At 62.6% G+C, this 13,828-nt stretch carries 12 protein-coding genes and 1 tRNA gene; 2 read left to right on the top strand and 11 right to left on the bottom strand.

Going from position 1 to position 13,828, the window contains the following annotated elements; all coding sequences use genetic code 11:
- The first annotated feature begins 39 nt into the window (after positions 1 to 39).
- Positions 40 to 127, top strand: a tRNA-Ser gene (locus tag AC1PPK_RS22260).
- A gap of 794 nt (positions 128 to 921) precedes the next feature.
- Here AC1PPK_RS22260 and AC1PPK_RS22255 read toward each other — a convergent pair.
- The 5 genes from AC1PPK_RS22255 to AC1PPK_RS22235 form a co-directional block, all read right to left on the bottom strand.
- On the bottom strand, positions 922 to 3,240 hold the full coding sequence (locus AC1PPK_RS22255; RefSeq protein WP_481115180.1) for a phage NrS-1 polymerase family protein: 2,319 nt from the start codon (positions 3,238 to 3,240) through the stop codon (positions 922 to 924).
- A gap of 54 nt (positions 3,241 to 3,294) precedes the next feature.
- Positions 3,295 to 3,642 (bottom strand): hypothetical protein, encoded by a 348-nt coding sequence (locus AC1PPK_RS22250; protein WP_481115179.1) that lies wholly within the window; start codon positions 3,640 to 3,642, stop codon positions 3,295 to 3,297.
- A 120-nt stretch (positions 3,643 to 3,762) separates the two neighbouring features.
- A complete protein-coding gene (locus AC1PPK_RS22245) occupies positions 3,763 to 3,954 on the bottom strand; it encodes a helix-turn-helix transcriptional regulator (protein WP_481115178.1) in 192 nt (63 codons plus the stop codon).
- Between the two features lie 70 nt (positions 3,955 to 4,024).
- Positions 4,025 to 4,504 carry a hypothetical protein gene (locus tag AC1PPK_RS22240; protein WP_481115177.1) on the bottom strand — a complete coding sequence of 160 codons (480 nt, stop codon included), beginning with the start codon at positions 4,502 to 4,504 and terminating at the stop codon, positions 4,025 to 4,027.
- 19 nt (positions 4,505 to 4,523) lie between these two features.
- The gene (locus tag AC1PPK_RS22235) at positions 4,524 to 5,771 is read right to left on the bottom strand and encodes a tyrosine-type recombinase/integrase (protein ID WP_481115176.1); all 1,248 of its coding nucleotides are present in this window, start codon (positions 5,769 to 5,771) and stop codon (positions 4,524 to 4,526) included.
- 400 nt (positions 5,772 to 6,171) lie between these two features.
- Here AC1PPK_RS22235 and AC1PPK_RS22230 point away from each other — a divergent pair, with 400 nt between their 5' ends.
- On the top strand, positions 6,172 to 7,755 hold the full coding sequence (locus AC1PPK_RS22230; RefSeq protein WP_481115175.1) for a methyl-accepting chemotaxis protein: 1,584 nt from the start codon (positions 6,172 to 6,174) through the stop codon (positions 7,753 to 7,755).
- Positions 7,756 to 7,776: 21 nt separating this feature from the next.
- Here AC1PPK_RS22230 and AC1PPK_RS22225 read toward each other — a convergent pair whose 3' ends face one another.
- From AC1PPK_RS22225 to AC1PPK_RS22200, 6 genes are all read right to left on the bottom strand, one after another.
- On the bottom strand, positions 7,777 to 9,348 hold the full coding sequence (locus tag AC1PPK_RS22225) for a diguanylate cyclase domain-containing protein (protein ID WP_481115174.1): 1,572 nt from the start codon (positions 9,346 to 9,348) through the stop codon (positions 7,777 to 7,779).
- A gap of 484 nt (positions 9,349 to 9,832) precedes the next feature.
- Positions 9,833 to 11,287 carry a PepSY domain-containing protein gene (locus tag AC1PPK_RS22220; protein ID WP_481115173.1) on the bottom strand — a complete coding sequence of 485 codons (1,455 nt, stop codon included), beginning with the start codon at positions 11,285 to 11,287 and terminating at the stop codon, positions 9,833 to 9,835.
- A gap of 13 nt (positions 11,288 to 11,300) precedes the next feature.
- A complete protein-coding gene (locus tag AC1PPK_RS22215; RefSeq protein WP_481115172.1) occupies positions 11,301 to 11,642 on the bottom strand; it encodes a (2Fe-2S) ferredoxin domain-containing protein in 342 nt (113 codons plus the stop codon).
- Positions 11,639 to 12,625, bottom strand: coding sequence for a precorrin-3B C(17)-methyltransferase (gene cobJ / locus AC1PPK_RS22210; RefSeq protein WP_481115171.1), 987 nt, complete (start codon positions 12,623 to 12,625; stop codon positions 11,639 to 11,641). The genes AC1PPK_RS22215 and cobJ overlap by 4 nt, the downstream gene beginning before the upstream one ends.
- Entirely contained in the window at positions 12,622 to 13,029 is a 408-nt protein-coding gene (locus tag AC1PPK_RS22205) for a cobalamin biosynthesis protein (RefSeq protein ID WP_481115170.1), read from the bottom strand. The genes cobJ and AC1PPK_RS22205 overlap by 4 nt, the downstream gene beginning before the upstream one ends.
- A complete protein-coding gene (locus AC1PPK_RS22200) occupies positions 13,026 to 13,796 on the bottom strand; it encodes a cobalamin biosynthesis central domain-containing protein (RefSeq protein WP_481115169.1) in 771 nt (256 codons plus the stop codon). The genes AC1PPK_RS22205 and AC1PPK_RS22200 overlap by 4 nt, the downstream gene beginning before the upstream one ends.
- Positions 13,797 to 13,828: the final 32 nt, after the last annotated feature.

Below are 13,828 nucleotides of genomic sequence, written 5' to 3'. Positions count from 1 at the left end.
TAGAATGCGCGCCCTGCATATGCGCACAGGCAATGCATTGGAAGCGTGGCAGAGTGGTTGAATGCACCGGTCTTGAAAACCGGCGTGGGGAAACCCATCGTGAGTTCGAATCTCACCGCTTCCGCCAGATACCCAGTAAAGACGCCCCTTTCGGGGCGTTTTTGCTTTCTACCCCACATCCAGCCCCACAAACCCGAAAGTGGTTGGCATCAGGGGGAGGGCGACAGCCTAGCCCATGCTTGATGTAAATGAGAATCATTATCATTGACGGGGTAGTCATTTCTGGCCGGGAGCAAGCCCTAGCCCACACCTGCCCACGTTTTCATCGCGCCAGACTTTTGAAACTTTGGTAGATGAGAATTGTTATCATCTAACTTCCGCTTGAGTTCCCCCGCCATCGTTGAATGGTCTTGGACTTTCAACGACATAGCGGCGTGCATTGCAGTTTGCCGGGTGTTTTCGGATGGTGCAGTCTGGGGAGGGTAGGGGGGAGGGTTCCAGAACATACCCTCCCCACCCTGAAACCCGCGCCACGCTTGGGTTTGCGGCGGTTTTCGTGCGAAAAAGGTGGGGAGGGTCCAGAAAAGTACCTTCAATCCCGCAAACCCGCGCCGTTACTGGGTTTGCGGGCAGGTGGGGAGGGTCTGGAGGGTCAAAACCCAATTTTCTTTATAAGGTGTTTGGTAGGGTGGTATCGGCTATCTACGCCTCCAACCCTACCAATCTCTCTTGAAGCTAACCACGGGGGGGGCCTCCCCACCCGCCCGAAAGCCGCGCCACTACTGGGTTTCAAAGGTTTTTGGGCCACCTTCAGACCCTCCCCACGAAATGAGAGGTAAAAACCTCTGAAACCCGCGCCCCGCTTGGCTTTGCGGCGTGGGGAGGGTAGGGGTTTAAACCCTCCCCACCCCCTCCCCAAACTCACGCCAGAACAGCCGCGCCCTGTTCCCGTCGTTCCGATGACAGCCTCCAGCGCATGCGCCCACCGGATTTGACGGATTCCCAGCCCGCAGACTTCAACCCCTCCGCCACACGAGTCCAAACGGAGTCCGTAACCTCGACCCCGGCCGCTCTCGCTAGCCAGTCCCGCACCTGCGGCACGCCGAACGATCCGACCGCATCTGCCTTCCCGCCGTCGCGTTCGTCCAGCGCACCCATAAGCAACTGGTCGGCCAGATCCTGAGCGGCTTCGGTCCAGAGCGTGCCACCGACCCGGCGCGATTGTTCGCCCTGCGCCAGCCTCAACAGATCCACGTCAGCGGGGTCCGCGTCATCGAACCACCACCGATCACCCTCTTGGTGCCGGCGGACGGCTTCGGCCCAAAGCTGCGGCGCATCCTTGTGCAGCCGCTCTAGATCAATCCGCCCGACCCGGACGGGCCAAAACCGGCGGTTTCCAGTGGAGTCGGCCAGATAACTTGACTCATTTGTTGTTCCAACGAAAACCGCCGTTCTAGGCCAGTCCGTTTCGGTAACACCGTAAATTGCCCGGTATGAATCGGTTTGTTGCGACAGAAAGTTTTTGAGGTGTTCCCGGTCGCGTTTTCCCATGCCAGACAATTCGCCCCACTCAATCACCAGACGCCCACGGAGTGCGATAAGGTCGTCTTTACCTCCACCGCCGAGACTGAAACCCTCGCGGAAGTAGTCTTGCCCGATAGCCTCCGTTAAAACCCGCGCCGCCGATGACTTGCGCGCCCCCTGACGACCTTCGAGGATCAGCATTGAATCGACCTTTGCCCCCGGCTGCATGGCCCGCGCGACGACGCTAATCAACCACCTCGACCCGACCGCTTCCACATACCTCCGAACGTCAAGCCCATCGTCGGTTTCCACGTGCGCATTGCAGTAGTGAATCAACCAATCGTCCAGGCGCCGGACCCCATCCCAGCCCGCGCCCAGCTCGTTGAGGCGCTCCACTGCCGGGTTCCGATGATGAGCACGCGCCCAGCCCTCAACCGCCGCCGCAATGTCCTTGACCTGCACGCGCAGCTCCCAAGACTTGCCAAACCATCGGCATACCGCCGCGAGGTGGGCATCTTGAATGCGCCCCGCTGTGGTCGGCGCCGAACGATCATCGAGCACTTCACGCAAGTTACGCGACACAACCGGCCAGCCGCTGAAGTCATCGAAAAAAATCGCGTCTTTGAGCCGCTTGTCCCGGACGAGTAGCTGAGTCAGTGAGTGCAGATCCGACCGCCAACCGCGCCGGGTCCGCAGATCGTCGCCGCCGCCTTCGAGGTGGCCCGCTTCTGTTGCCGTGCGCTGGGCGTCTTGAGCCTTCGCGGCCTGATCGTCATCAAAATTACGCGTTTGCTTTTTGAGAGCGGCTTGAATCGTCCGCTCCCCGTATGTCGCCTTGCCGCGCTTTTCATCCCATTTTTCGCGCATCAGCCCCGACCCGCGCATAACTGCGTCCAAGACCTCGGGACGGGGGCAGAAGTAGGCGGCCTCCTGCATCAGATCCAAGTCCGCCGCCGAGTGATCGCCGTCATGGTCCGAAAGATCCCCCTTCAACAGTCGCATGACACGTCCGCGCCGATTGTGCGTTCTAAGAAGCCTCAACACCTCGTCAGCGGTTCGAGTTGAGGTGTGGGGCTGGCCCTGGCCCTGATCCTCGCCCCCCGGACCCCCAGCCCCCACTGTGGCCTGGCGGGAGTCGCACCACCGCGTGATGAACGCCTCCAGCGGCTCTTGATTCTGGCGTACCGGCCTTGGTTCGCTACCGTGCGGGTAGGGGTGTCCCGTGATAGTTAGAAACCGCCCGTCGTCGTAGTCGTAAATCTCTAGTCCCGTGCCCGCCCGGCCACGGTTTCCAAAATCCTCCAGGCGCGCCCCCTTCAAAAACTGACGCAAGCCCGACCCGCTGGGGCTGACTTCGATGTACCCGTCGAGCGCCATGAACTCCGCGACAATTTCCGACTTTTCGGGGATGACCTCGCCGCCCTCTAGGCAAGCATCAAGGTCCAGCCCGACGACTCCGCGGGCGGATGACATGAGAAGTCCCACACCCTCGAACCCTTCCGCGGCAGAGGCTTCATCGAATGAGAGCCAGCTTTCAGGCTCATTCACACGAAGAGTGCGTCCGTCCGCATTCACGGGAACTTTGCCGGGTTTGCCGCCACCCTTGCGAGCTTGAAACCGCCACACGCACCACCGCTCTGCGAGTCCATCCAGCCCAGCCGCCCGGATTGCCGCCATGTCTGGCGCTATCGAACTTTTTTGTTGAAAATCTGCCACAACCGTCCTATCCTCTTTCTGAGCCCCGCCCGCTACGGCGGGGCTCCCTGTTACTTACGAAGTCGATTTTTTCCGCTGGACGGTGCCGCTACGCGCCGTCCGCAGTTTTTCTTCTATAGCCTCCAAGTCCATACGCATCGGGTAAGCTACGCCTAGTAGGAAGTGCGCCTCATTAGGTGCAATTTCCAAAGCTTTTTCTATTCCCCTTGAGTTGCGCAAACCCTCTATTATCTTTCCGGCTATCAAGAGTTCTGCCGTAACGGGTTGAGGTTTGTCTGGTCCGATACGTGGGCCAGAAAGCAATCGAACAAAATCCTCCCCGGTAATGTCAGCAAGGTTGTCTTTGCCCGTCGCACTGCACAGCAACAGCTCCGGCGATAGAGCTACAAACGTGCTTTTCATAAGCACTCCTTTCGTTTGAGTGTGGGAATCCCCACGGTTTAGTAAATCGTTTCATGCTTTAAACTCCGGTTGATAAAGTGGTAACTGCGGGTTGATAAATCGAAATTGAAGGGAAGTGATTCAATTGGGTTGGCGTGCTTCAATCCACAGCTTGACGTCCCCCTCGCGCCAAGCAACTCGATTTTCTGAGACTTTTACGTTCGGCGGGAATTCCCCTGTTTTCATTAATCGGTAAATAGAAGTCTTGCTTAGGCTCGTTAGTTCCTCTACTGCACGGCGCGGCAACAAGTGACCGACGTTAAGATTCAACATTCTTTGCCTCCTGAAAATAAAAAGGGCCGACAGAGTTATCTGTCGGCCCCGAGAGTAAAAGCGCTGCCGCCTATTGGCAAGACCACGCGGTTCCATTCAGCTCTGCGCCGCCGCAGAACCACGCCATACCTCCATTCTGTTCGTCGATTTCCAAGGCGCACGCCTCTTCAATTAGGGCCGTCAAATACTTTGAGGCTCCCCCATATTCCTTCATGATCCGGTTGAATTCCTCGTCAAGATCGTTTTCCAGTGCCTGTACCCATCCCCCGTCCGCCATGTCGATATGAATTTCACGAAGCTTGAGTCTGCGTTTGTGATTGGTGCCGTTGAACCACACATCGAGGTTTTGATTCATGAACACCCCGAAAGCCGCTTCTTCGAGAAGCCCCCTAACGTAGTCCGCCCGACCCGCTATCGGAGGAAGCCCCTGTTCCTCACGCCACATCACAGCCTGAATCATGGCCGGGGGAATGCATAGCGCCTTCGAGACTTCAACCACATCCAGGGCAGTCATGTAGGAAACATAATCAAACAAGGTGTTGCAAGACATAAACTCTCCGTTCAAATGATTAACCAACATTGCTACGCTTAACCCCAATCGGCACCACCGATCCCCCCACCTGTGGCTTGGTGTCGCAAAACCTAGCCCAGTCATCCATGAGCGGAAATCGTTTATCTAATAGATCCCCTCGCCTGTAAGCCGCTTCAACCGAACTTTCAATGGTGTGGGCTAGTGCCATTTCACAAACATCCCTGGGGTAGTTTGTCCGTTCTGCCGCCCAATCTCGAAATGTGCTTCTAAAGCCGTGGGGAACTTCCTTTCGACCCATGCGACGCATTACAGAAAGCAAGCTCATGTCACAGAAGAATTTAGCTCGTGGCGGTTTGAATACCGCTTCAGTAGCTTCCCCTTGCGGTTGGTTTTGCAGAATTTCAACAGATCGGGTTGATAAAGGAACGCGGTGTTGCCGTCCTGCTTTCATGCGGTCGGCTGGAATTGTCCAGATCCGGTTTTTCAGATCAATTTCTGACCATGTGGCTCCACGGACCTCGCCAGACCTCGCGGCGGTTAAGATGAGGAATTCTAATGCCTCAGCAGCAGTTCCCTGACGATCTCGGAGCTGCAAAATAAAATCATGCAGCTCATTGATTTTGATTGCGGGATGGTGCTTAGTTCTTGCTCTTTTCCCAGATGCTGATAGCAGTTTGTCTAGGAGGCCTTGCCAGCGTGCAGGGTTTTCGCCTTTTCGGAATTGAGATGCAATCGCCCAGTCCAGTATGGCCTCAAGACGCCCTCTCAATCGGCTAGCGGTCTCCGCCTTAGTTTTCCAAATCGGACTGAGGATCGCCATTACGTGCTGTAGTTCCACGTCTTGAACCGCCAGTTCCCCGATAACAGGGGATGCGTATGCCTTGAGGGTGTTTCTCCACTGTTGGCGATGTTTAGGGTTTTTCCAATCAGCCTCTTTCGCCTGTAGGAACCGCTCGACAGCTTGGTTAAATGTGATTTCAGCTTTTTGTGAAGCAATCAGAGCTGCCTTTGCGGCCTGGCGCTCTCGAATAGGATCTACCCCCACAGCAGCCTGTTCGCGTGCCTCGCGTGCTTTGCGGCGGGCATCGGCCAAGGTGACGGCTGGAAACGCACCCAACCCCACATCCCGCCGCTTTCCGCCAACACTGAGGCGAAGAATCCATGAGCGTGTTCCCCCGTCGCTGACTTGAATGTGTAAGCCCGGAACGCCGCCAACGGCGTGCATTCCTGGGGTTCTGAGGCGTGACACCTCCAGGGCTGACAGTTCCTTAGCGATCTTTGGCATAACCCCTCATCCCCACATGTAACCCAACAAAAAAAGTACGAACGGATGGTAGCGTATGGGAACGTATGTGTACAGGGTGAATGGATAAATCAATGAAAAACAACTACTTGAGTTGTAATTTAAGGGAGCGTAAGGGAGTTTAAAGGAGCATTGAATGAAAGTGCGACGGACACCGCTTCCGCCAGATACCCAGTAAAAACGCCCCTTTCGGGGCGTTTTTGCTTTTGTTCGCAGGGCGGACAGGTGCCTGCAAATGGCTGTGATGGATGCCATGTGATCTAATCCCCTTATAGACATAATGGGCAATGCCTTGCAGGGGGATATTTTGGATTGGCTTTCATCGTGGTGGCAGCAACTCGGGCTTCGGGCCAGACTCCAGCTTCTGATCCAGGGGGCGCTGGTGCTGGTTTTCGTCCTGATGCAGTTGTGGCTCATGCAGCACCTCGAGCGGCAGACCCTGGCCGCCGCCGCCGACCGGGCGCGGATGGTTGCCGATGGTGCCATCAACGGCCTCAATACGCTGATGATCACCAAGGCTGGTGACAGCGAGGTCATCAGCGATCAGAAGAGTCGCACGCTGTATATCGAGAAGATCGGCAAGTCTGAATTCATCCGCGAACTGCGTGTCTTCCGTGCCAAGCAACTGGACGAGGAGTTTCCGCCGGCGCTACCGCAGGAGTTGCCGGTGGACGAACTGGACCAGCGGATACTGCAATCCGGCAAAGAGGAAATCCGTCTGTTCCACCCGCCGTCGGGGGGCACTCAGTTGCGTGTCGTCGTTCCCTATGTGGCGATGAAGAATTTCCGCAGCATCGAATGCCTCAAGTGCCACGGTGTGGAGGAGGGCTTCGTGCTGGGCGGGGCCAGCGTGACCATCGATATCGAAAGTGACATGGCGGCCCTGCGAACGCTCAACCGCGGCCTGTGGATCGGCCAGGCGTTGCTGCAGTTCGTGCTGTTCCTGCTCATCGGGCTGATTGTCAGCCGCCTGCTCCGGCAACTGGGCGGTGAGCCACGCTACGTCATAGACGTCGTGCGGCACATTGCCCAAGGCAAGCTGTCGGAGGAGATCGTCACGCGGCCGGGGGATGACTCCAGCCTGCTCTTTGCGACCCGGCAGATGCAGGCCGGACTGCGGGAGATCGTCGGGCGCATCGTGCGGAGCGCCGCTGAACTCGCCACCTCGGCCCAGCGCCTGTCCGCCTCGTCGAGCGCGATGCTGCAGGCGACGGAACGCCAGAACGACGCGTCCGCCGCATCGGCGGCATCGGTAGAGCAACTGACGGCCTGTATCGGCAACATCGCCGACAATGCGTCGGAGGTGGACCGCCATGCGTCGGAGACGGGCTCCCTGGCCCGCAGCGGGACCCAGGCGGTGCAGGAGATGGTTGGGGAGATGCAGAAGATTTCCGGGGCGGTGGTGCGCTCGTCGGAACGCGTCACGTCCCTCGGTGAAAGCTCCAACCAGATTTCGCGCATCGTCAGCGTCATCAAGGAGATTGCCGATCAGACCAATCTGCTCGCGCTGAATGCCGCCATCGAAGCCGCCCGCGCCGGGGAGCACGGGCGCGGCTTTGCGGTGGTGGCCGACGAGGTGCGCAAGCTGTCCGAACGGACGGCGCTGTCCACCCAGGAAATCGCCGGGATGATCGAGCGTATCTGGAGCGACACCCAGGCCGCCGTCGAAGGCATGAACGGCGGTCTAGCCTGTGTCGAGGAAGGCGTCCAGATGGCCGGCCAGGCCGATACGGCGATGGGACAGATCCAGGGCAGCATCGAACAGGTGCTGGCGTCGGTGGCGGAAATCTCGACCGCGTTGCACGAGCAGAGTGCGACGAGCAACCTGATTGCGGGCAACGTCCAGCGCACGGTGGAGATGTCCGAGGAAACCTCCGGTATCGTGCGGGACGTGTCGGCTGCCGCCGAGGATCTGGCCAGCCTGGCCCAGCAGCTCAAGGCCTCGGTCGAGCAGTTCAGCGTCTGAGTGCCGCTGGGCCGCCCATGCCTATGCCTGGGCGGCCCAGCGGTTACCGCCGGCGCCCTTGGCCTTGTACATGGCCTCGTCGGCGGCCTTCAGCAGGCCGTCGGCGTCCTTCGCCGTTCGCGGGTACAGGCTGACGCCGATGCTGGCGCAGACGTGGGCACCGCTGCAACTGTCGAGCGGCCTGGCCACCACGTGCAGGATGCGCTCGATGATCTCAGCCAGCTGCTGCCGGGTGGCAACCCCGTTGAGCAGCAGAACGAATTCATCGCCGCCCCAGCGGGCCACCCGGTCGCCGGTACGCAGGCTGCCCTGCAGGCGCTGGGCGATCTCCCGCAGCACTTCGTCGCCGACCTTGTGGCCCCAGCGGTCATTGATCGGCTTGAACCCGTCCAGGTCCATCAGGCATAGCGCAAACTCCTGTCCGCCACGATGTGCCTGGCTAAGGGCCCTTTCGAGATCGTAGTCGAGCAGATTGCGGTTGGGCAGGCCGGTGAGGGCGTCGTAATGGGCAAGGTGGTCGAGCTGCCGGCGGGATTGGACCAATGCACGGTTCAGACGGCGCGCGCGCAAGTACAGCGTGGCCATCAGCAGTACAACGGCCAGTGCGACCAGCAGGATATGGGGCGTATAGCGCCGGAAGATCTGCGCCGGCGTGATCGCCTCGACCTTGTCGAAGGGGTAGATGTGATGCCGCCGCATCAGGCTTTGTACGCTGAGATACTCCACCGGCGTGGACCAGCGGTAATAGCGTGCGCTCTGCGCCATCGGCGTGTCTGGCGGCATCAGCAGCAGCGCTGCGGCAACCTGGTTGCGGATGTCGATCGGCACCCGCGGCACGGCAGCAAAAGGCCATTCAGGGTAAAGCCCGGTCGAGATCAGGAAGGGGAAGTTGTCTTTCGGCACGGCATGCAGGATCTGGATCTGTGCCAGGTCGATCCGCCCTTCGCGGGCCATCGCCTCCAGCACACCGGTGCGGACGAAGCCGACGTCGGCGCGTCCTTCCAGCACCGCGGTGACGCTCAGGTCCTGGGGAAAACCGAGGAAATCCACCTGGCAGTCGCGGTCGATGTCCACATCGTGCTCCTTCAGCAGATCGTACTGCAGCAGGTAGGCGGCGAAGGACGTGCGGTCCACCGAAGCGATCCGTTTCCCCTTCAGGTTCTCCAGACCGTGGATGTCATGGCGGTCGCTACGCGCAAACACCACGCCGCCGAACTGGTTGACCAGGCGGCCATTCTCGCGCTTCACCAGCGTCGCGACGCGGGACACGCCATGGCGCGCCTCCATCACGATGTAGTGCTCAGGGTTGGTGATGACGAAGTCGATCTCGTTGCGGCTGAGGGCGGCCTCGAATTCCTGCAGGCCCATCGGCACGACGACGAAGCGGCTGCCGGGAATCTTCTCCGCCAGGTAATCCATCGTCGGCCCCCATTCCCGCAGCGTGACCGACTTGTCACGGAAGGAAGTGATGCCGACGCGGAAGACTTGCTGTGCGTCCTCGCCGTGGGCCAGGCCGGCTGAGCCGAATGCGATCAGACAGGGCAGGACGAAGCGTCCGAAGTAGTGGAGAAGCGTCTCCAGGGCAGTGCCCATCGCGGCTCCTCGAAAGCTCATGTAGTGCTGTTGTTGTTATGTGCCGTCCATTGGCGGGCGACAGATCAAGGATCCTCCATCGCCTTGAAGCGTTCAAGTCTGTTGCGTCACGAACAGGGTGCGATGACGATGTCGCGACGGCGGCATGCTTGTACATGCCAGCTTTATCGGCATATCGGGGGAAACATTCAATGTGGACGCGATCACATCGAATTTTCACTTGGCAATGTCGAATTCGGAAATCCCGGATTCAATATCGGCCTGTGGGTAAGACGATTCGGAGTGGGCCGAAGTCTTATCTTGCATGTGCGAACTTGATTCGGTATGCCATGAAAGCCGTTATGCCATGCCGGAAGTTGGTTCGCGATGCGCCATATGAATTGCGCCGGTTCGGAAGCCGATGTGCGGGCCGGCGCAGACGCCGCCCCCCAGAGGGGCGGGCGAAACGTCTTTTCATGGAGGCTCTTTCGAGGCGGCTAGGCGGCTAGGCGGAGCGGCGGCGCCGGCGGAACAGCCGGCGCCAGCCGATGACACAGCCGCTGCCGGCCAGGCTGGCGCCGAGCAGGCAGAGCAAGGTGATCAGCCCCTCGCGCAGCCCGGGCAGGCTGGCGAGGGGCGGGAAGTCGAGGCGGTGCAGGGCGTTGAAGACCCAGCGGTGCCAGCGGTTGGCATCGTCGATGCGCTGCAGGATGCGGCCGGTGGCCGGGTCCAGGTACCAGGTGGTGTCCTGGGCGTCGGCCAGGCGGATGCGCACTGCTGGCAGCACCGTGGGGCTGTTGCGGCCGTAGTGGTAGAGGTCTTCGCGGTCGATCAGTTCGGCACGGGCCACCGACTTCTCCTCGATGGCGGCGACGGCGGCGGCGAGGGTGGCCACGGCGACGGGCGCGGCGGCGCGGGCCTGGTCGTCGAAGCGCTGGGGGCCGGCCGGCGTGCGTACTTCGAGGTATTCCCGCCCGCCGAAGCGGTACCACTCGGCCTCGCGGGCATCCGCCACCTGGGCCAACTGGCGGCGCAGCAGATCCACGTCGGAGGATGGGCGGAAGGGGCCGCCGGCCAGACGCTGGGCGCTGCCCGGTGGCGGGCTGCTCATCTCCAGCAGACCGAAGGGATGGTTGGACAGCCAGCCGGACAGCAGCCAGGTGACGGCGAAGCCGCCGACGGCCAGCCCGGCCAGATGGTGCCAGCGTTTCCAGCCGTGGTAGGGCGTGATCTGGCCGCGCGGGTAGCGTCGCCGTACCCGCAGGCGCTGGATGCCCAGCACCAGGCCGGCGACGGCGGTCAGCAGCGCAACTGGCGGCAGCCACAGCACCAGCACGCGCCAGGTGCTCAGGTCGTCGCCGCGCAGCGGGGTGAAGTAGATCCAGTGAGGCACGCTGCCGAGCCAGCCGAGCAGGCGCTCGCGGCGGTGGGTGTCGGCCAGCACCTCGCCGTTCTTCGACGATACGTAGAGCACGGTGCCGGCATCGTCGTCGGCGGCGATGCGGAACAGCGGGCGGTGGGCGTTGTAGCTCGTGTAGACGCTCCACTGGTCGCGCTCGATGGATTCCGGTTCCGCCAGCGGTACGTTGGGCAGGAAGCGCCGGGCGGTCTCAAGGGCCATCTCCGCCGATACCGGGCCGACCCAGCGGCCGTCGTCGGCCCACACGCTGCAGGCCGTCTTGCCGCCGCTGAAGTGGTAGACCGGACGCCCGGCGAGCATGGCCAGACGCGCGCCGCGCGGCGTGCCGGGGCATTGGGCGGCCGCCTCGGCGGGGCTGATCCGCAGCGCCTCGCCGTGCAGGGTTTCCAGCTGCTGCACCCGCTCTTCCGTGGTCAGGCGCGGAAAGGGCGAATACAGCATCACCAGGCCAGAGACGAACCAGCCCAGCACCAGCAGGCCGGCACTGATGCCGAGCCAGCGGTGGAAAAGATGCAGGTAGCGGGAGAGGCGCGCGGACATCGTTGCGTAACGGTCAGTCCGGCTCGCCGGCCTGGTGGAAGACGTGCTCGGCCACCGGCTCGCCGCCGACCAGGTGCTCGCTGACGATGCGGTCCATCACCGCGTCGGTGACGCCGTAGTACCAGGTGCCGTCCGGCTGCACGCACAGGATCGGGCCGCCCTTGCAGGCGGCGAAGCACGCCGCCCGGGTGCGCTTGACGCGCAGCTCGCCGCCGTCCAGCCCGACGGCCTTGAACTTGGCGCCGAGGCTGTCGAACAGGGCCTGCGACTGGCCGTCGGCGGTGCATCGCGGGCCGGTGCATACCAGCAGGTGGCGGCGGTAGCCGCCGATCTTCGGCTTGATGGGTTCGCTCACGCCTCGGCCTCCTCGGCGGGGGCAGCGCTGGCGGCCTCGAAAGGTTCGGCCAGCAGCTCGGCGATGTAGTCCTCGGGCAGGCTGTATTCCTGTGCCAGTTCGGCGGCGGACAGGCCGCTGGCGTGGATCGCCGCCAGCCAGCCGTCGAGGCCGGTGGACAGGGAGCGGCCGGCCTTCTCGCCGTCGCGGGTGCTGCCGCTGTCCACGTCGTACTTGTTGGCGTAGCCGCGCGGCGTGACCATCAGGCCGTGCTTGACGAAGGTGTTGGAATTGCCGATCAGCACGGTAGACAGCATGCCGATGTCGCAGTCGGTCATGTTCTCGAGGGTGGTGAATTCGATGCGTTGCTTGGGGCGGTAGGCCGACTTGACGATGGCCACCGGCGTATCCGGCCGGCGGTGGCGCAGGAACAGGCGGCGGGCTTCGACGATCTGGCGGGTGCGGCGTCCACTCTTGGGGTTGTAGAGTGCCACCACGAAGTCGGAGGCGGCGACTGCCTCCAGGCGGCGGGCGATGGTCGGCCATGGGGTCAGCAGGTCGGACAGGGAGATCGCGCAGAAGTCGTGGGTCAGCGGCGCGCCGACCAGCGCTGCGCAGGTGTTGATGGCCGATGCGCCGGGGATGATCTCCACGTCGATGTCGGAATCCGGCGTCCATCCGGCCTGGAACAGTACCTCGAAGGTCGGCCCGGCCATGCCGTACACGCCGGCGTCGCCGGACGAGATCAGCGCCACCTTCTTGCCCTGGCGGGCGCGGTCGAGGGCCTCGATGGCCCGGTCGAGCTCCTCGGTCATCGACTTCTTGATGACTTCCTTGCCCTCGACGAGGTCGGCTACCAGGCGGATGTAGGTGACGTAGCCGATCACCGTGTCGGCTTCGGCGATGGCGGCGCGGGCGCGGGCGGTGAGGTGCTCGTGGCTGCCCGGGCCGAGGCCGACCAGCATGATCTTGCCGCGGCGTGCGGCGGAGGCGATGTCGTTCATTGGGGAATCCTCGCGATGGAGACGGTGGCGTTACGGCCGTCGGGGCCGCGGTATTTGTGTTTTTCGACGAGCAGCTGGCTCATGTCGGTACCGGCCGCCAGCAGCGCGGCGGCCTCCGAGACGGACGGCGTGCCGGTGTATTTGCGGACGGTTTCCGACGGGTTGGGGACTTCGATGCCGGCCAGCGCGGCGGCCGGGTAGAAGGTGATGTGCCAGCCCTGCCAGTGGGCAAATGCCTGTAGTCCGGGTTCGTCGGCTTTCAGGTCGATGCTGGCGACGGCGGCCACGTCCTGCAGCGTGGCGCCGCACAGGGCCAGCGCCTCGACGACGACCCAGGCCAGGCTTGCCGCCGGCGTCCCGCGGTCGCAGCCGATGCCGAGGGCGACGGGCTGGCGCGGGTTCACGGCGCGACCGGCGGACGGTAGATGACCCGCTTGCCGGCGAGGCGCGGGGCCAGTTCGGCCGGCTCGTCCCGATGGCTGATCCACAGCACGGCGCCGAAGCGCTCGGGCTCCACGTCCTCCAGGCGCGAGAAGGGAACGAGGTTGCCGGGCAGCGGGCCGCTGCGGCCGTTGGCGTGCTTGCGCCACCAGTCGGGGCTGCCGGCTTCCTGCACGACGGCGACCAGCTCGTCGTTGACCACCGCGGCGCTGGCCCGCACGACTTCGTCGTGACTGGCTTCAAAGGTCCAGCCCAGTTCGCGGCCGAGCAGATCGACGGCCAGGGTCTGGCGTGCGTCGGAGGCGGTGGTGAGCACCGGCGTGGCGTCGAGGGCGGTGGCGATGGTGCCGGCCAGCGCGTTGGCGCCACCCAGATGGCCGGACAGCATCGGGATCACGAAGCGGCCGGCTTCGTCGATGACCACCACGCCGGGGTCGGATTCCTTCTTGACCAGGTAGGGCGCGACCAGCCGCACCATCGCGCCGAGGGACACGATGGCGACGATGCCGTCGAAATTGGAGAACAGGATGGGGATCTGCTCGCCGGTCTTGCCGGCGTAGCAGGCGGCGGCGCCCGGTGCGGCGGCTTCGGCCTCGGCGGCGAATTTCTCGGGGGCGAACAGGCGCGCGCCGGGCAGCGCGGCGACCACGCGGCCGGCCAGCGCAATGCCGTGGCGGGTGATGGAGACGACCGCGATGCGGTTGGTGGGGAAGGGCAGGTGCTGGGACATGCTCGGGGTTCCGTCGGGGGGCGTGTTGGGGA

Source organism: Zoogloea sp. JDB1 (genome assembly GCF_056724025.1).
This window is presented reverse-complemented; position numbering and strand designations above follow the sequence as displayed.